We start from the raw sequence: 16917 nt of genomic DNA on the forward strand, positions 1-16917 counted from the left end.
ACTGGACGGGCCATGACAAGCCTGCCCTTGATCCAGATCGCGCCGGACGACCCGACCGGGTCTCCGTCGCGTCGCGCGGCGATGCCACCCCGACACCTCGCCGACCTCGACCTGTCCGGGCGGCAGGCGGCCGTCGCCGAGCTGGGCGAGCCCGCGTTCCGGGCCCGGCAGATCTCCACGCACTACTTCGGGCGGCTGGTTCGTGACCCGGCGCGGATGACGGACCTGCCCGCCGCCAGTCGGGACCGGATCGCGGCCGAGCTGCTGCCACCGCTGCTCACCCCGGTACGCGAGGTCGCCACCGACGACGGCGCGACCCGCAAGGCCCTGTGGCGGCTGCACGACGGATCGCTGGTGGAGAGCGTGTTGATGGGTTACCCGGACCGGGTCACCGTCTGCATCTCCAGCCAGGCCGGCTGCGGCATGGCCTGCCCGTTCTGCGCCACCGGTCAGGCCGGGCTGACCCGCAACCTCTCCACCGCCGAGATCGTCGACCAGGCGGTCTACCTCGCCGGGGTGGCCGCCTCCGGCGCGATCGCCGGGTCACCGTCCCGGCTGTCCCACGTGGTCTTCATGGGCATGGGCGAACCGCTGGCCAACTACGCCCGGGTGGTGGCCGCCGTACGCCGGCTGACCGCACCGGCTCCGGAGGGGCTCGGCCTCTCACAGCGGCACGTCACCGTCTCCACGGTCGGTCTGGTCCCGGCGATGCGCCGGCTGGCCGACGAGGGACTGTCGGTGACTCTTGCGTTGTCGCTGCATGCACCCGATGATGACTTGCGCGACGAACTGGTCCCGGTCAACCAGCGGTGGAAGGTTGCCGAGGTGCTGGACGCCGCATGGCACTACGCGGAGTGTACGGGGCGTCGCGTGTCCATTGAATACGCGATGATCAGAGATGTGAACGACCAGCCGTGGCGCGCTGACCTCCTCGGTCGGCTGCTGGCCGGTCGATCGACCCACGTGAACCTGATCCCGCTCAACCCGACTCCGGGGAGCCGCTGGGACGCGAGCCCGAAGCCGGTAGAGCGGGAGTTCGTCCGGCGGCTCCGCGCGGCCGGCGTCTCGACGACCGTTCGGGACACCCGGGGGCGCGAGATCGACGGTGCGTGCGGCCAACTGGCCGCCGCGGCGGTGACGCGGTGAGCGACCGGGTCGACAGGCTTAGTAGTGCCGCTTGCGGCGCCGACGCGCGTGGCGGGGCGGCGGCGTGAGCGAGCGAAGCGAGCGAGCGAACCAGGAGACATAGTGGCGAGTCAGGGTCAGCGTTTCCGGCGCAAGGCGCTCCGGCGGGGCTACAAGGTCGATGAGGTGGACACGTTCCTGGATCGTGTCGAGGCCACGCTCGCCGGTGAGCCGCTGGGCGCGCCCGTCGCCTCCCAGGAGGTGCACGACGTCGTATTCCGGGTGCGTTTCGGCGGCTACGACGAGTGGCAGGTGGACCTGCACCTCGACCGCGTCGAGCGGCAGATCGCCGAGCTGGAGGAGCGCGGCGGGAGCGGCGGAGGCAGCGGCCGGGGCGGGGATCCTCGGCTGGCCGACCGGGGCGCGCCGGACCGGATGGGTCCGCCCGACCGGCTCGGCCCGCCGGACCGGATGGGGCCACCCGATCGGATGGGTCCGCCGGACCGGATGGGTCCGCCGATGCGCGACGATCGCAGCCTGCCGCCCGGACCGTCGCGGCCGATGCCGGCGCAGGCCGGTCCGCCCAACGGCCCCAACGGTCCCTACGGCCAGTACGACGAGCCGACCGGCACCTTCGGCGGAGGCTTCGGCGGCCAGCGGGGTGGCTTCGACCAGCAGCGTGCCGGAATGGAGCCGCCGCCGCGCGGTGGGTTCGACCCGCAACGGGGTGGCTTCGAGGGGCAGCGGGGCGGCTTCGACCCGCAGCGCGGAGGCTTCGAGGGGCAGCGGGGCGGTTTCGAGTCGCAGCGTGGTGGATTCGACCCGCAGCGGGGTGGGATGGAGCCGCCGCAGCGGGGCGGGTTCGACCCGCAGCGCGGTGGTCCGCCCGAGCCCTCCCGGGGTGGCTTCGACCCGCAGCGGGGTGGGATGGAGCCGCCGCAGCGGGGTGGCTTCGAGCCGCAGCGTGGGCCGGGGGCGGGCGCGCCGCTGCCGCCGCGTACCCCTGGTGGACCGGGGGGTCCGGCCGGCGGGTTCGGGCCGGACGAGCGCTTCGACGGGTTCGACGCGGGGCGGCCCGGCAGGGCGGACATGACGGCCGAGATCCGGATGCCGGACCGGGACCTGCGCGGCCCGGGACGTGGCATGGGGGACGCCCTGCCGCCGATGCCGGCGCCGGCCGGTGGGCCGCCGCCGATGGCCGGCCCGCCGATGGGTGGTCCGCCGGCAGCCGGCCCCGGGCTCGGTGGCGGTCCGCCGCTGATGGGTCCGCCCGGTAGCGAGATGGCCCGGATCGACCACATCCGGCGCACCTTCCAGGTACGCCGGTTCGGCAGCGGCTACGACCCGGACCAGGTCGACCGGCTGTTCGAGGGGATCCTCGGCAGCATGGCGGGGCGCGGGCCGATGCCGGTCAACCCGGTGGACCTCGACACCACCCGGTTCGGTCTGGTTCCCGGCGGCTACTTCGAGGCCGAGGTCGACGCCGCCCTCAAGGAGGTCAAGGACCTGCTGCTCGGCCAGTGACCGGTCCCGCCTCGCCCGGCGGGCGGGTGCGGACAGGTGCGGCCGGCGCCGATCAGCGCCGGCCGCCGCCCGTGGCGTCGGGTCGTAAGGTCAGTCGGTTCGTGCGGTCAGGAGCGCAGGCCGTTGCGGCGCAGGATCGCGTCGCCGACGACGGCGAGGACCAGGAACGCGGCGATACCACCGAGCCAGAGCTTCTCGATGCCGCTGACCTCGTTGTTGTTGAACATCATCAGCACCAGCGCCGCCGCCGAGAGGATCGCGCCGATCCGGCCCGCCCTGCGGGGCCCCGGCTTGCGTTGGTCGGGTGACGTCACCGGCTCGCTTCCAGCCACTTTCCGGTCCTTCCTCACGATCGGATGCTGGTAAGTCTGGCATGGGCCGCCCGGCCCGCACCGCACGGGCCGGGCACTGCGCCACCGTCGCACCGTGCCTGACGGCGGGCTCCGGCGCGATCGGGTGCGCAACCCGGCGTCGCGGGTCGACCGGTACGGGGCCTCCGGTAGCGTTTGGGCGTACGCCTGTGATCGCCTGGGGCGAGGGACGAGATAGGGGGACCGTGCGGTGCGACTGACCGGTACGGGGCACGCGAGCATGCGGATCGACACCGGTGCGGGCAGCATCCTGTGCGACCCGTGGGTCAACCCGGCCTACTTCGCCTCATGGTTCCCGTTCCCGGACAATTCACAGCTCGACTGGGAGACCCTCGGCGACGTCGACTACCTCTACGTCTCGCACCTGCACCGGGACCACTTCGACGCGGCGCACCTGAAGCGCTTCATCTCGAAGAAGGCCACCGTGCTGCTGCCGGAGTACCCCACCTCCGAGTTGGAGGACGAGCTGCGGGACCTCGGCTTCACCAGCTTTCTGCGTACGAAGAGCGAGGAGGTCGTCGAGCTGGACGGCGGCCTCAAGGTGATGATCCAGGCACTCACCAGCCCCACCGACGGGCCGATCGGCGACTCCTCGCTCTGGGTGGAGTACGACGGCGTACGCCTGCTCAACCAGAACGACGCCCGCCCGACCGACCTCGGGGTCTTCGCCGAGCTGGGACACGTGCACGCGCACCTGCTCCAGTTCTCCGGCGCGATCTGGTACCCGATGGTCTACGAGCTGCCCAGCGCGGCCAAGACCGCCTTCGGCAAGCAGAAGCGGGACCGGCAGATGGACCGGACCATCCGCTACATCGACGACCTCAAGGCGTCCTGGGTCTTTCCCATCGCCGGCCCGCCGTGCTTCCTCGACGACGAACTGTGGCAGTTCAACGACATCCACGGCGACGAGGGCAACATCTTCCCCGACCAGCAGGTCTTCCTCGACCACTACAACGGGCTGGGCTACGACAACGGGGTGATCCTGCTGCCCGGCAGCGTCTCCGAGATCGGCACGGAGAGCGTGCACACCACGCACCCGGTGCCGGACGTGCGGGAGTTCTTCGACCGCAAGGAGGAGCACCTGCGGGCGTACCAGGAGCGGGCGCGGCCGGTGATCGAGGCGGCGAAGGCGTCCTGGCGGCACCCCGAGATCGACGTACTGGCCGGGATGAAGCGGCGGATCGAGCCGCTGCTGGACGAGTCGATCTACCTCGCCAAGGGGGTCGGCGGACCGGTCCGGTTCGACCTGGTCGGCTACGACGGCGAGTCCGTCGAATCGATCCTGGTGGACTTCCCCGGCAAGGAGGTCCGGCCGTACGCGGACGAGAAGGTCCGCTACCGGTTCCGTACCGAGCGGGCGCTGGTCGAGCACCTGCTGCACATCGAGGAGGTGGACTGGGTCAACTCGCTCTTTCTCTCCTGCCGCTTCTCGGCGGCCCGGATCGGCCAGTACAACGAGTTCGTCTACGCCTTCTTCAAGTGCCTCTCCGAGGAGCGCCTCCAGTACGCCGAGGGCTGGTACGACGAGCACGAGCGGAGCACCGACGCCGAGGACATCACCATCGGCGACTGGGTGGTGCAGCGGCGCTGCCCGCACCTGAAGGCGGACCTGACCCGGTTCGGCATCGTCGAGGACAACCAGCTCACCTGCCAGTTGCACGGTTGGCGGTTCGACCTGGCCAGCGGGCGCTGCCTGACCAGCGTCGGCCACTCGATCCGGGCGCACCGGGCCGACGAGGCTCCGGCCACCGTCCCGGTCGAGGCCGAGGCCGAGCCGGCCGGCTGAACCCGGCGCCACCACTGCCACGCGTCCCGGCGCCACCACTGCGCTGTCACGCGTCCCGGCGCCACCACTGCGCCGTCACGCGTCCCGGGCCGCCCGGGACCGCCGGGCCGTGCTCGGTGTGCAGGTCAACGGGATCCTGGAGACGCGTGACGGCGGGACTCAGGCGACCGGGCCGACCCGGCCGAGGTCGGTGAGGATGCGTCGGGCCGCGTTGTGTCCGGCGGCACCGATCACGCTGCCGGCGGGATGGCAACCGGCGCTGCCGGCGTACAGGCCGTCGACGCCGGTGGCGTAGGGCATCCGGTCGGTGAACGAGACCGTGTTGTCGACGTGGTGGATGTGCCCGCCGGTGATGCCGAAGTGCGCCTCGATGCCGGGCGGGGACAGCGGTACCGCGTCGGCGACCAGTTCGGTGGTGCCGGGGGCGTACCGGTCGCAGATCTCCAGCAGCCGGGCGACGTACCCGGGCAGCAACTCGTCCCAGGAGCCGTCGACCGGGGCGTACGGGACGGACTGCACGAAGAGCGCGGACGAGTGGTGTCCGGCCTCGTCGGACAACGACGGGTCGACGGTGGTGTGCAGGTACCACTCGATGGTCGGCTCGTCCGGCAGCCGGCCCGCCTGCACGTCCGCCCACATGCCGCGCAGGGCCGCCATCGGCGAGTCCCCGGCCGAGGCCGGCAGCAGGCCGCCGGAGCCGGGCAGCAGGTGGATGGTGGCGCCGAACGGGCTCGGCGAGCCCTCGGGCAGGCAGGAGAAGTCCGGCAGCCCGGCCAGCGCCAGGTTGACCTTGAGTGTGGTGCCGGTGCGCCGGACCGCTGCCATCCGTTCGGTGAGCGCGGCCGGCAGGGCGCCGTCGGGCACCAGTTCCAGCAACCGGTACGGGTCACCGGCGCCGAGTACCACCTCGGCGGCGACGCTCCGCCCGTCGGCGAGTACGACTCCGCTGGCCGCGCCGCCGTCCAGGGTGATCGCGGCGACCGGCGTACCGGTGAGGATCTTCGCTCCGGCGGCCCGGGCGGCGTCGGCGAAGGTCCGGCTGACGGTCCCCATCCCGCCTTCGACGATCATCCAGGTGCCACCCGCACCGGGCAGCCGGCACATGTTGTGGGCCAGGAAGTTGTATCCGGTACCCGGGTCGTCCGGGCCGGCGTTCAGCCCGGAGAGGCCGTCGGTGACCGCGTACATCGAGACCAGCAGTTCGGAGCGGAAGTCGAACCGGGCCAGGTAGTCGGCGACGGAGCCGCGTACCAGGTCGACGAAGACCTCGCGCAGCGCGGGCCGCACGTAGCGGTCGGCGGTCTCGGGCACCGGCAGCGGTTCGGCCAGCCAGGCCGGCGCCAGGTCGTCGCGGAGCGCGGCGAGTTCGGCCTGCATGGCGTCGTCGGCCGCCACGTCGGCCCGGGAGAAGAACCGTTCCATCTGCTGCCGGGTCGCCTCCCGGTCGGCGCCGAAGAGCAGGTACGGCGAGCCGGGGCCGCCCGGGGTGGGCAGGAAGTAGTGCGGATCGCGGCGCAGCACCGGCAGCTCGACGCCGAGCAGCCGGATCAGCTCCGGCGGCATCAGGCCGAGCAGGTACGAGCCGGTGGAGTGCCGCAGCTCGGGCACCTTCGGGAACGGGTTCTCGGTGCGGGCGGCGCCGCCGATCGTTCCGGTGGCCTCCAGCACCAGCACGTCGAGGCCGGCGCGGGCCAGCAGGATCGCGGATACCAGGCCGTTGTGGCCGGCGCCGACGATCACGACGTCGGCGCGGGAGGGTAGCTCGGCGGTCATGCTCGGCAAGCCTAGTTCGGTTGGCCGCTCGCGGTGCGGGCTTGGCCGCCGCCGACACCGGGCGTGCTGCCGATGCCGGCCTCGGTGCCGGTGGCGGGCGTGCTGCCGATGCCGGGCTCGGTGCCGATGCCGGATTCGGTGCCGGGCGTGGCGGCAGTGCCGGGCGTGGTGCCGGTGCTGGTGTGGAGTTGCTGGAGGAAGGCGGCCAGTTCCGCCTCGAAGAGCGCCTCCGGGTCGGTGACCGCCCACCGGAGCTGGGCGTAGACCTCCATAGACACCAGCCCGTACAGCATGGTCCAGCCGGAGAGCATCAGGCAGGCGACCTCGACGGGCAGCTCGGGATGCTTCTCCCGCAGCGGGGCCAGCGAGTCGGTGAGGCGGGAGTCGACCTGGCCGGCCAGCGGCACCGGGTACGGGTTCCGGCGCCAGAGTTCGACCAGCGGGGCGAGGAAGACGTGCCCGAGTCGGGCGCCCGGATCCTCGTCGTTCGCGCAGTTGTCCGGGAAGGCGTCGATGCCGGGTACCACGCTGCCGAAGACCAGGCCGAACTCGACCGGGTGCCGGACCGACCAGCACCGGAAGGCCCGGGCCGCCGTGACGAGCTGGTCGAGGGGTTCGTCGCCGGCCGTGTCGCGGGCCGCTTCGAGCTGCTCGCAGAGCTCGTCCAGCAGATCGCCGGCCAGCTCGACGATCAGGGCCTCCAGACTGGGGAAGTACCGGTAGATGGCGGGAGCGGTCATACCCATGTCGCGGGCGATGGCGCGCAGCGAGATGGCCTGCGGTCCGCCGGTCACCAACAGTCGCCGTGCCCCGTCCTTGATCTCGGAGACGGCGGCGGTGCGCAGGCGTTCCCGGCGGGTCGGTGCCGTCATCGCGAACCCCCTTGACCAAAAGAAACGCTGTTGCGATAGTAAACAGCGTTCACTCATTTGACGCCTTGTTACGGCTAAGACCTTAACGGCTGACGGGAGAGCAGGCGATGTTCGCGTGGTGGGGAAGGGCGGTGGTCCGACTCCGGTGGGCGGTGCTCGCCGCCGGCCTGGTGCTGGTCGCGGTCGGCGCGACCTGGGGGACCGGGGTGTTCGGCTCGCTGACCGGCGGAGGCTTCGAGGACCCCGGCAGCGAGTCGGTCCGGACCGACCAGCGGATCAGCGCCGAACTCGGTAACCAGGGCGCCGACCTGCTCGTCCTCTATTCCAGCGGTACCAGCACCGTGGACCAGCCGGCCTTCCGGGACCCGGTCACGGCGACCCTGGCCCGGCTCCGCCAGCATCCCGAGGTCGCCAGCGTGACGAGCTGGTACGAGACGCAGGCGCCGGCACTGCTCGCCAACGACCGGCATGCCACGTACGCGGCGGTGCAGTTGCGGGCCACCGACCCGGACGAGCAGGCCGAGGCGTACCGGGAACTGCGGCCGGCGCTGGACGCCCCCGGGATCACCACCGAGGCCGGCGGCACCGTGGCGTTCCTGGCCGAGGCGAACGAGCAGACCACCGAGGACATCACCCGGGCGGAGACGCTCTCCCTGCCGATCCTGCTGGTGCTGCTGATCCTGATCTTCCGAGGGCTGGTCGCCGCCGCCACCCCGCTGCTGGTCGGCGGGCTGGCCATCCTCGGCGCCTTCGTCGCGGTCCGGCTGCTCGGCATGGTCACCGACATCTCCGTCTTCGCCATCAACATCATCACGCTGATCGGCCTCGGCATGGCCGTCGACTACGCGCTCTTCATCGTCAGCCGGTTCCGGGAGGAACTCGCCGCCGGCCATCCGACCAGCGAGGCGATCCGGCGCACCATGAGTACCGCCGGCCGGACGGTGATGGTCTCCGGGCTCACCATCGCGACCGCGCTGGCCAGCCTGCTGATCTTCCCGCAGTCGTTCCTCCGCTCGATGGGGCTGGGCGGGATCGCCGCCGTCCTGGTCGCCATGCTTGCCTCGCTGACCGTGCTGCCGGCCCTGCTCGCGGTGCTCGGCCCGCGGATCAACGCGCTCGCCGTACGCCTGCCGTGGCGGCGCCGGACGGACCGTTCCCGGCCGGACGGCACTGCCGCCACCGGTACCGGCCCGGCCGGCGTCGGCGGCTCCGGGGCCTGGGCACGGCTGGCCCGCAGCGTGATGCGGCGCCCGGTGCTCTACCTGCTCGGCGTGGTCGCCGTGCTCGCCGTCTTCGCCGCCCCCTCGCTGCGGATGGAGGCCGGCGGCTTCGACGAGCGGGTGCTGCCCGCCGACGCGGTACCTCGGCTGGTGGCCGAGCGGATCGCGTCGGACTTCCCGGGCGGCAGCGTCGGGCCGGTCGAGGTGCTCGTCTCCGGCGCGTCGGCGGCCGAGGCACAGCGGTTCGGCGACGAGCTGAGCCGGATCTCCGGGGTCAGCGGTGTGCAGGTGACGGCGAACCGGGGGGACTCGACCCTGCTCTCGGTGACCTATCCCGGCGAGCCGACCGGCCCGGTCGCGGAACAGGTGGTCCGGGCCGTCCGGGACGTGCCGGCACCGGAGGGTGCGGAGGTGCTGGTCGGCGGGCGGCCGGCGTTCGACGTGGACCTGTTGGACAGTCTCACCTCGCGGCTGCCGTGGATGGGCCTGATCATGGCGTCGGCAACCCTGGTACTGCTCTTCCTCGCCTTCGGGTCGGTACTGCTGCCGATCAAGGCGGTGCTGATGAACCTGGTCTCGATCGGCGCGTCGTTCGGCGTGGTGGTGTGGATCTTCCAGGACGGGCACCTCGCCGACTGGCTCGACTTCACCCCGACCGGGTTCATCGAGCCGAGCAACCCGATCCTGATGCTGGCGGTGCTGTTCGGGCTCGCCACCGACTACGAGGTCTTCCTGCTCTCCCGGGTACGCGAGGAGTGGGACCGGACCGGCGACAACACCGCCTCGGTGACCGCCGGGTTGCAGTACACCGGCCGGATCATCACCGCCGCCGCGCTGCTGCTGATCGTCGTGGTCGCCGGCTTCGCCACCGGCGGCGTGGTCTTCGTCAAGCTGATCGGCATCGGGATGATCGTGGCGATCGTGGTCGACGCGACCCTGGTACGGGCACTACTGGTCCCGGCCACCATGCGACTGCTGGGCCGCTGGAACTGGTGGGCGCCCGGGCCACTCGCCCGGGTCTACCGCCGCTACGGCATCCGCGAGTCACCGACCGATCCGACCGATCCTGCTGATCCCGCTGCTCCGGCCAATGCCATCGATTCTGCCGGTCCTGTCGATCCGGCCGATTCTGCCGGTCCGGCCGACCCGACCGGTTCGCCCGGCACCGGTCCGCAGGCCGGATCACGGAAGGCGGTCGAGAGCGCCAGGCGTTGAGATCTCGGCGCCGGTCGCCGACCCGGGCGTCCGTCTGCTGCTCGGACGCCCCGATCGAGTCGTCGGCCCGGTTCGTAAATGTGCTGGCCCTCCTCGCCCCCGGGTGGCTAGCATCCGGGCCCGTGACCATCTACGAGACCGAGCGGCTGCTCGTTCGCGACTGGACGCAGGAGCCGGACGACCTGGCCCGGGTCCTCGACACGTACTCCCGGCCGGAGGTCGTCCGGTTCCTCAACGCGCCGATGTTCCCGCTGCGCGACCCGGCCGGCGCCGACGAGCTGGTACGCCGCTGGCACGCCCGCAACGCCCAGTTCGCCGCCGGGTACGGCATCTGGGCGGTGCAGCGCCGGGACGACGGCCGGGTGGTCGGCACGGTGATGCTGAAGCCGCTGCCCGGACCCGACGAGCGGGAGTTGACCGAGGACATCGAGGTCGGCTGGCACCTGCACCCCGACTCGTGGGGGCACGGCTACGCCAGCGAGGCGGCCCGGGGTGCGGTCGAGCGCGGCTTCGCTCTCGGCGTGCCGGAGATCTACGCCGTGGTGGCGCCCGGCAACGAGGCGTCGATGTCGGTCGCCCGGCGCCTCGGCATGACCTTCGTCGGCCGGCGCACCGACTGGTACGGCGGCGAGGAACTGGAGACCTTCCGACTGTCCCGGGCGTAGGGGCTGTCTCGCCCGGGCGGGCCGTGCCCGGTCGTCCGATTGGGTAGGGTGCCGCCGTGCGGATCGAATACACCACGGTGCGGGACGCCGGGTACGGGGCACTCTCAGCGGACGCCCAGGAGCGGTCGGGGAGAATGGCCCGGTGAGCTCTCCCCGTGAGATCGTCCTGCTCGGTTCCACCGGCTCGATCGGTACCCAGGCGATCGACATAGCCCGCCGCAACCCGGACCGGTTCCGGGTGGTCGCGCTCGGTGCCGGTGGCGGCAACGTGGCCCAGCTCGCCGCCCAGGCCCTCGAACTCGGCGTCGAGGCGGTCGGGGTGGCCAGAGCCTCCGCCGCCCAGGACCTGCAACTCGCCTTCTATGCCGAGGCGGCCAAGCGGGGCTGGACCAGCGGCGACTTCAAGCTTCCCAAGATCGTCGCCGGGCCGGACGCGATGACCGAGCTGGCCGAGTGGCCCTGCGACATCGTGCTCAACGGCGTCGTCGGCTCGCTCGGGCTGGCGCCGACCCTGGCCGCGCTGCGCGCCGGGCGTACCCTCGCGCTGGCCAACAAGGAGTCGCTGGTTGCCGGCGGGCCGGTGGTGCGGGCCGCGCTACAGCGGCCGGACCAGATCGTGCCGGTCGACTCCGAGCACTCGGCACTGGCCCAGTGCCTGCGCGGCGGCAGCCGGGCCGAGGTGCGCCGGCTGATCCTCACCGCCAGCGGCGGGCCGTTCCGGGGTCGGCGCCGGGACGAGTTGACCGAGGTCACACCCGAGCAGGCGCTGGCACATCCGACCTGGAACATGGGGCCGGTGGTCACGATCAACTGCGCCAACCTGGTGAACAAGGCGCTGGAAGTGATCGAGACCCACGAGCTGTTCGGGGTGCCGTACGACCAGATCGACGTCGTGGTGCACCCCCAGTCGGTGATCCACTCGATGGTCGAGTTCGTCGACGGATCGACCCTGGCCCAGGCCAGCCCGCCGGACATGCGGCTGCCGATCGCGCTCGCCCTCGGCTGGCCGGACCGGGTTCCCGACGCCGCCGCGGCGGTCGACTGGACCGCCGCGCCCACCTGGGAGTTCAGCCCGCTGGACGAGTCGGCCTTCCCCGCCGTACGGCTGGCGAAGCAGGCCGGTGCGGCCGGCCACTGCCGCCCGGCGATCTACAACGCGGCCAACGAGGAGTGCGTGGCCGCGTTCCTGGCGGGCCGGCTGCCGTTCCTCGGCATCGTCGACACGTTGCAGCGGGTGTTGGAGGCGGCCCCGGATTTTGCCGAACCGGGTAACGTCGAGGAAGTGCTCGCCGCCGAATCCTGGGCGCGGGCACACGCCCAGGAGATCATCGCGGAAGCGGTGGAAGGAGCCTGATGCTGTACCTGCTCGGGGTGGTGGCGTTCGCCCTGGGGATCCTGATCTCGGTGAGCCTGCACGAGGCCGGGCACATGCTCGTGGCCAAGCGGTTCGGGATGAAGGTGACCCGATACTTTGTCGGCTTCGGCCCCACGATCTGGTCGTTCCGCCGGGGCGAGACGGAGTACGGCCTCAAGGCGATCCCGCTCGGCGGCTTCTGCAAGATCGTCGGGATGACCCCGCAGGACGACGACGTCGACCCGGCGGACGAGCACCGGGTGATGTGGCGGTACCCGCTCTGGAAGCGGACCGCGGTGATGGCCGCCGGCTCGGTGGCGCACTTCACCCTCGCCATCGTCACGCTCTGGTTCGCCGCGATCTTCATGGGGCTGCCCAACCCGGACTACCCGACCAACACCGCCGAGATCCGCAACGAGCCGGCCCGGATCGAGCTGGCGCCCTGCGTGGTCCGGGAGAACGCGGCCAGGGCCTGCCAGCCGGGCGACCCGGCGAGCCCGGCGGCCCAGGCCAACCTGCGCAGCGGTGACGTGATCACCGCTATCGGCACCATCCCGGTGGCGAACTGGGGGCAGATGCTGGACGCGGTACGGGCGACCAAGCCGGGCCCGGCGCAGGTGACGTACCTCCGCGACGGCGCGACGCAGACCGCCCAGGTCGACCTGGCCGAGGTGCAGCGCCCGCCGCAGGACCAGGCGGACGGTCCGGTCGGCCCGGTCTCGGCGCTCGGCGTCGGCCTGGGTACTCCGGCGACGGTCACCTACAGCCCGATCGGCGCCTTCGGCGCCACCGCCGACTTCACCGGCGACATGGCGGTCAACACCGCCAAGGCGATCCAGCGGATCCCGCAGAAGGTCCCGGCGCTCTGGGCGGCGATCACCGGTGAGGAACGTGACGTCGACACCCCGATCAGTGTGGTCGGGGCGAGCCGGCTCGGTGGCGAGGCCGTCCAGCACGGCCTCTGGGAAGTCTTCGTACTGCTCTTCATCTCGCTGAACTTCTTCATCGGCGTCTTCAACCTGCTCCCGCTGCTGCCGATGGACGGCGGGCACATCGCGATCGCCTGGTTCGAGCGCGTCCGGTCCTGGCTCTTCGCCCGGTTGGGCAAGCCCGATCCCGGACGGGTCGACTATTTCAAGCTGATGCCCGTAACGTACGCCTTGATCCTGATCGGCGGCGCGTTCACGCTGCTTACCGTCACCGCCGACGTGGTCAATCCGATAACCCTGATTCAGAGGTGAGGACAGAGTGACCGCAGTCAGTCTCGGCATGCCCGCCGTACCGCCGCCGCCGCTCGCGACCCGTCGGGCCAGCCGACAGATCAAGGTCGGCTCGGTGCTGGTCGGCGGTGGGGCACCGGTGTCGGTGCAGTCGATGACCACCACGTTGACCGCAGACGTCAACGCGACGCTCCAGCAGATCGCCGAGCTGACCGCCTCCGGCTGCCAGATCGTCCGGGTCGCGGTGCCGTCCCAGGACGACGTGGAGGCGCTGCCGGCGATCGCGAAGAAGTCGCAGATCCCGGTGATCGCCGACATCCACTTCCAGCCGAAGTACGTCTTCGCGGCGATCGACGCGGGCTGTGCGGCGGTCCGGGTGAACCCGGGCAACATCCGGCAGTTCGACGACAAGGTCAAGGAGATCGCGGCGGCGGCATCGGCGGCCGGGATCCCGATCCGGATCGGGGTCAACGCCGGTTCGCTGGACAAGCGCCTGCTGGCCAAGTACGGCAAGGCCACCGCCGAGGCGCTTGTCGAGTCGGCGCTCTGGGAGTGCTCGCTCTTCGAGGAGCACGGCTTCCGGGACATCAAGATCTCGGTCAAGCACAACGACCCGGTGGTGATGATCCGGGCGTACCGGCAGCTCGCCGAGCAGTGCGACTATCCGCTGCACCTGGGGGTGACGGAGGCCGGGCCGGCGTTCCAGGGCACCATCAAGTCGTCGGTGGCCTTCGGCGCGCTGCTCGCCGAGGGGATCGGCGACACCATCCGGGTCTCGCTCTCCGCGCCGCCGGTCGAGGAGATCAAGGTCGGCAACCAGATCCTGGAGTCGCTGGGCCTGCGTGAGCGCGGCCTGGAGATCGTCTCGTGTCCCTCCTGCGGCCGGGCCCAGGTCGACGTCTACAAGCTGGCCGAGGAGGTCACCGCCGGCCTGGAAGGGCTGCCGGTGCCGCTGCGGGTGGCGGTGATGGGCTGCGTCGTGAACGGTCCCGGTGAGGCGCGGGAGGCGGACCTCGGCGTGGCCTCCGGCAACGGCAAGGGGCAGATCTTCGTCAAGGGCCAGGTGATCAAGACCGTGCCCGAGGGTCAGATCGTGGAGACCCTGATCGAGGAGGCCGTCCGGCTCGCCGACGAGATGGGCGCCGAACTGCCCGAGGAGCTGCGCGAGATGGTCAAGCCCACCGTCACGGTGCACTGACCGACGCGTCCCCGAAGACGCCGACGGCCCCGGCCGCCGGGGCGGAGATCTCCTCCGCCACCGGTACCGGGGCCGTCGATCGTTTCTCGTCCGCCGAGGTGGAGGTGGCCTCGCTGGCCGACACCACGCTCGTGCGCCACGGGTGGTTCGTCGCACCGGGGCGCCGGGTCGCGGTCACCCGCTCCCGGCGGTCGTGGCTCACTCCGACTCGGCGAGGATGGCGTACAGCTTGCGCCGGGTCTCGTCGAGCACCTGGGCGGCTCGTTCACGCTGGTCGTCAGTACCGGTCATCATCACCTGGCGCAGCGCGTTCATCGCCTGGAATCCGGCCTCCCGGATGTCGTGCCAACTGTTGATGGTGTCCTGGGCGAACTCGGCCCACGGCGGCTGTGTGGCGGCCTGGGCGGCCTCCGCCTGCCCGGCCTCGGTGAGCCCGAAGCGCCGCCGCCCGCCGCCCGACTCCTCGGTGCTGCTGGCGATCAGGCCCTCGTCCTCCAGGAGTTGCAGGGTCGGATAGATCGACCCCGGGCTCGGTCGCCAGGCGCCGCCGGTGCGCGAGTCGAGTTCCTGGATCATCTCGTAGCCGTGCATCGGCCGCTCGGTCAGCAGTGCGAGCACCGCCGCCCGGACGTTCGGCCGCCGTCCCCGGCCACCGCCGCGTCCCCGGCCACCACCCCGGCCGTGTCCGTGCCCGTGTCCGTGACCGGAACCGGGCGGCGGAAAGCCGAAGCCGCGCATTCGGGCCTCCTGCATGGCGTGGAAACCTCGGTGAAAACCCATCTGGGCCTCCTTAAGACTGTCGTTGATAGCTCAACGATATATCGGGAAACTATCGACGACAACCCGCCGATCCCGCTGCCTGATTCCCCGGAGTGACCCGGCTCACACCGACGGCGCCGGCCCGGAAGCCGGCGCCGTCAGCGGGCGGTCAGGACGCCGTACAGGTGGGGGTGGGCAGGCTGTTGGTGCCGGTCCAGCTTCCGATGAACCCGAAGGTGGTACTCGCACCGGCACCGAGCGCCCCGTTGTGTGCCACGTTCGTCGCGGTCACCGCCGCGCCGCTGCTGGTGACGTTCGCCTCCCAGGACTGGTTGACCGTCTGGCCGTTGGCGAACGTCCAGGTGACCCGCCAGCCGGTGATCGCCGCCGAGCCGGCGGTGACCCGTACGCTGCCCTGGAAGCCGCCGGTCCACTGCCCGGCGACGCTGTACGCGGCCGTACACGTCCGGCCCGACGCCGGTGGAGTGGTGGCCGGCGGGGTCGGCGGGGTGGTGGTCGGCGGAGTCGTCGGTCCACCACTGCCCCAGCCGCCGGTGGTGTCCAGCCAGGCCGCCCGCTGGAACATCCAGTCCCGCATGAACTGGACCTGCCCCGGCCAGGTCGGCGAGGTCGGGGTGACGAACGGGCCGAGCATCCGGGTGCTCAGGTTCGGCCAGCGCTGGAAGTTCCGCCCGGCGGCGGCGGTCAGCGGCGCGGTCAGCCGGTCGATCCGGGCCTGGAGCTGGGCGTTGGAGAGTACGCCCCGGCGCAGCTCCTGCCAGCGCGCCTTCACCCGGTTGACGAACGCCGGGTCCAGCAGCAGCCGCTGGAACCAGTCGTTCGCGCTCGGGCTCCGGGTCTGCTGGTGCTGCCAGCCGGCGATCTGGTCGTTCTGGAAGTAGCCGCCGACCCCGAACGTCAGGTCGAAGTCCCAGAGCGGCCCGGCGACGATCTTGCCGTCCCGGTCCTTGTGGAAGTACGCGCTGCGCAGGTACGCGTCCATGCCCCGGCTCAGTTCGTTGACGATGAGCTGGTCTACGAAGGAGTCGACGTCGATGAAGCTCGGATAGCCGGTCACCGGGTCGGCGAAGCCGGGACTGCGCAACAGGTCGTGGAACTGCTGGAGGTGCCCGCGCAGCCACTCGGCCTGGGCCGGTTGCAGCGGATCCGGGTCGACCACCTCCAGGTAGTGCCAGCAGGTCGCGTCGGCACCCTGGCAGGGCAGGGTCGGCTCCTCCGCCGCCAGCCACTCGAACTTGAAGATGTAGCCACCGGTCAGCTTCGGCAGCGTCACGTCGTCCTCGTCGAGCTGCTTCAGGTCGAGCCGGTTCTTCGAGTTCTTGATGGTCTCGACGATCAGGTACACCCCGAGGTAGTCGTTCGCGGCGACCGCCTGGGCGTCGGTGTTGACGTACACCTCGGCGAAGGCGAAGCGCGGGGCGTGCAGGCCGATGTCCTGGCCCAGGCCGTGCATGAAGGCGTCCCGGATCAGCGCCTTGTCGGTGTACGGCCCGCGCAGCACCCAGTCCGAGTCGGCCGGCATCCCCAGCAGCGGCAGGTCGACGTCGTCGTCGGCGTTGTCCCGCAACTCCAGCCGGTACGGCGTCTTCGGGAACGTCGCACTGGACTGCCCGCGCAGGTGGAAGGCACCCCGGCTGACCAGGCTCGGTGCGGCCGACAGCGAGGTCGTCCCGTTCACCGGCGAGAACTGCATGACGGCGGTGTCGACGTAGTCCCGCCCCGGTGCACCGCGCCCGTACGCGTCGAGCAGCAGGACCGGCAGGTCGTGACTGGTGTTCACCGCACGGGCGATGTACATCGCGGTGCCGGGCTCG

General features: G+C 71.5%; 14 protein-coding genes. 8 read left to right on the top strand and 6 right to left on the bottom strand.

Annotated features, from left to right (window positions below; all coding sequences use genetic code 11):
• Window positions 1-12 precede the first annotated feature (12 nt).
• Together rlmN and Pen02_RS07450 are read left to right on the top strand one after the other, a co-directional pair.
• Window positions 13-1146: a dual-specificity RNA methyltransferase RlmN gene (gene rlmN, locus Pen02_RS07445; RefSeq protein WP_203865194.1), complete on the top strand. Its 1134-nt coding sequence runs from the start codon at window positions 13-15 to the stop codon at window positions 1144-1146.
• A 102-nt stretch (window positions 1147-1248) separates the two neighbouring features.
• Window positions 1249-2649, top strand: coding sequence for a DivIVA domain-containing protein (locus Pen02_RS07450; RefSeq protein ID WP_203865195.1), 1401 nt, complete (start codon window positions 1249-1251; stop codon window positions 2647-2649).
• 107 nt (window positions 2650-2756) lie between these two features.
• Here Pen02_RS07450 and Pen02_RS07455 read toward each other — a convergent pair whose 3' ends face one another.
• Entirely contained in the window at window positions 2757-2981 is a 225-nt protein-coding gene (locus tag Pen02_RS07455) for a hypothetical protein (RefSeq protein ID WP_203865196.1), read from the bottom strand.
• Between the two features lie 229 nt (window positions 2982-3210).
• On the opposite strand from Pen02_RS07455, the gene Pen02_RS07460 reads away from it, so the two are divergent.
• The gene (locus Pen02_RS07460) at window positions 3211-4806 is read left to right on the top strand and encodes a Rieske 2Fe-2S domain-containing protein (RefSeq protein WP_203865197.1); all 1596 of its coding nucleotides are present in this window, start codon (window positions 3211-3213) and stop codon (window positions 4804-4806) included.
• 159 nt (window positions 4807-4965) lie between these two features.
• Here Pen02_RS07460 and Pen02_RS07465 read toward each other — a convergent pair whose 3' ends face one another.
• Entirely contained in the window at window positions 4966-6579 is a 1614-nt protein-coding gene (locus Pen02_RS07465) for a phytoene desaturase family protein (protein ID WP_203865198.1), read from the bottom strand.
• 11 nt (window positions 6580-6590) lie between these two features.
• Window positions 6591-7451, bottom strand: coding sequence for a TetR/AcrR family transcriptional regulator (locus Pen02_RS07470; RefSeq protein ID WP_203865199.1), 861 nt, complete (start codon window positions 7449-7451; stop codon window positions 6591-6593).
• A 131-nt stretch (window positions 7452-7582) separates the two neighbouring features.
• Here Pen02_RS07470 and Pen02_RS07475 point away from each other — a divergent pair, with 131 nt between their 5' ends.
• The 5 genes from Pen02_RS07475 (at window position 7583) to ispG (ending at window position 14323) form a co-directional block, all read left to right on the top strand.
• Window positions 7583-9886 carry an MMPL family transporter gene (locus tag Pen02_RS07475; protein WP_239140218.1) on the top strand — a complete coding sequence of 768 codons (2304 nt, stop codon included), beginning with the start codon at window positions 7583-7585 and terminating at the stop codon, window positions 9884-9886.
• 122 nt (window positions 9887-10008) lie between these two features.
• Window positions 10009-10551, top strand: coding sequence for a GNAT family N-acetyltransferase (locus Pen02_RS07480; RefSeq protein ID WP_203865201.1), 543 nt, complete (start codon window positions 10009-10011; stop codon window positions 10549-10551).
• 142 nt (window positions 10552-10693) lie between these two features.
• Window positions 10694-11905: a 1-deoxy-D-xylulose-5-phosphate reductoisomerase gene (gene dxr, locus Pen02_RS07485; RefSeq protein ID WP_203865202.1), complete on the top strand. Its 1212-nt coding sequence runs from the start codon at window positions 10694-10696 to the stop codon at window positions 11903-11905.
• Window positions 11905-13146: a M50 family metallopeptidase gene (locus Pen02_RS07490; protein ID WP_203865203.1), complete on the top strand. Its 1242-nt coding sequence runs from the start codon at window positions 11905-11907 to the stop codon at window positions 13144-13146. Before dxr ends, Pen02_RS07490 begins: the two co-directional genes overlap by 1 nt.
• A gap of 7 nt (window positions 13147-13153) precedes the next feature.
• Window positions 13154-14323 carry a flavodoxin-dependent (E)-4-hydroxy-3-methylbut-2-enyl-diphosphate synthase gene (gene ispG, locus Pen02_RS07495; protein WP_203865204.1) on the top strand — a complete coding sequence of 390 codons (1170 nt, stop codon included), beginning with the start codon at window positions 13154-13156 and terminating at the stop codon, window positions 14321-14323.
• On the opposite strand, the gene Pen02_RS07500 is transcribed toward ispG, so the two are convergent.
• The 3 genes from Pen02_RS07500 to Pen02_RS42480 all read right to left on the bottom strand — a co-directional run bounded on the left by Pen02_RS07500 (window position 14310) and on the right by Pen02_RS42480 (window position 16901).
• Window positions 14310-14525 (bottom strand): hypothetical protein, encoded by a 216-nt coding sequence (locus tag Pen02_RS07500; protein ID WP_203865205.1) that lies wholly within the window; start codon window positions 14523-14525, stop codon window positions 14310-14312. The two genes, ispG and Pen02_RS07500, sit on opposite strands and share 14 nt — an antisense overlap.
• Window positions 14522-15103, bottom strand: a complete 582-nt coding sequence (locus Pen02_RS07505) for a PadR family transcriptional regulator (protein WP_203865206.1) — start codon at window positions 15101-15103, stop codon at window positions 14522-14524. The genes Pen02_RS07500 and Pen02_RS07505 overlap by 4 nt, the downstream gene beginning before the upstream one ends.
• Window positions 15104-15251: 148 nt before the next feature.
• On the bottom strand, window positions 15252-16901 hold the full coding sequence (locus Pen02_RS42480) for a CotH kinase family protein (protein ID WP_307837704.1): 1650 nt from the start codon (window positions 16899-16901) through the stop codon (window positions 15252-15254).
• Between the last annotated feature and the right edge of the window lie 16 nt (window positions 16902-16917).

It is taken from the genome of Plantactinospora endophytica (genome assembly GCF_016862915.1).
Taxonomy (GTDB): domain Bacteria; phylum Actinomycetota; class Actinomycetes; order Mycobacteriales; family Micromonosporaceae; genus Plantactinospora; species Plantactinospora endophytica.

Coding starts and splice junctions, on each gene's coding strand:
- rlmN (WP_203865194.1), top strand. CDS start 13: ATGACAAGCCTGCCCTTGATCCAGATCGCGCCGGACGACCCGACCGGG.
- Pen02_RS07465 (WP_203865198.1), bottom strand. CDS start 6,579: ATGACCGCCGAGCTACCCTCCCGCGCCGACGTCGTGATCGTCGGCGCC.
- Pen02_RS07470 (WP_203865199.1), bottom strand. CDS start 7,451: ATGACGGCACCGACCCGCCGGGAACGCCTGCGCACCGCCGCCGTCTCC.
- Pen02_RS07490 (WP_203865203.1), top strand. CDS start 11,905: ATGCTGTACCTGCTCGGGGTGGTGGCGTTCGCCCTGGGGATCCTGATC.
- Pen02_RS07505 (WP_203865206.1), bottom strand. CDS start 15,103: ATGGGTTTTCACCGAGGTTTCCACGCCATGCAGGAGGCCCGAATGCGC.
- Pen02_RS42480 (WP_307837704.1), bottom strand. CDS start 16,901: ATGTACATCGCCCGTGCGGTGAACACCAGTCACGACCTGCCGGTCCTG.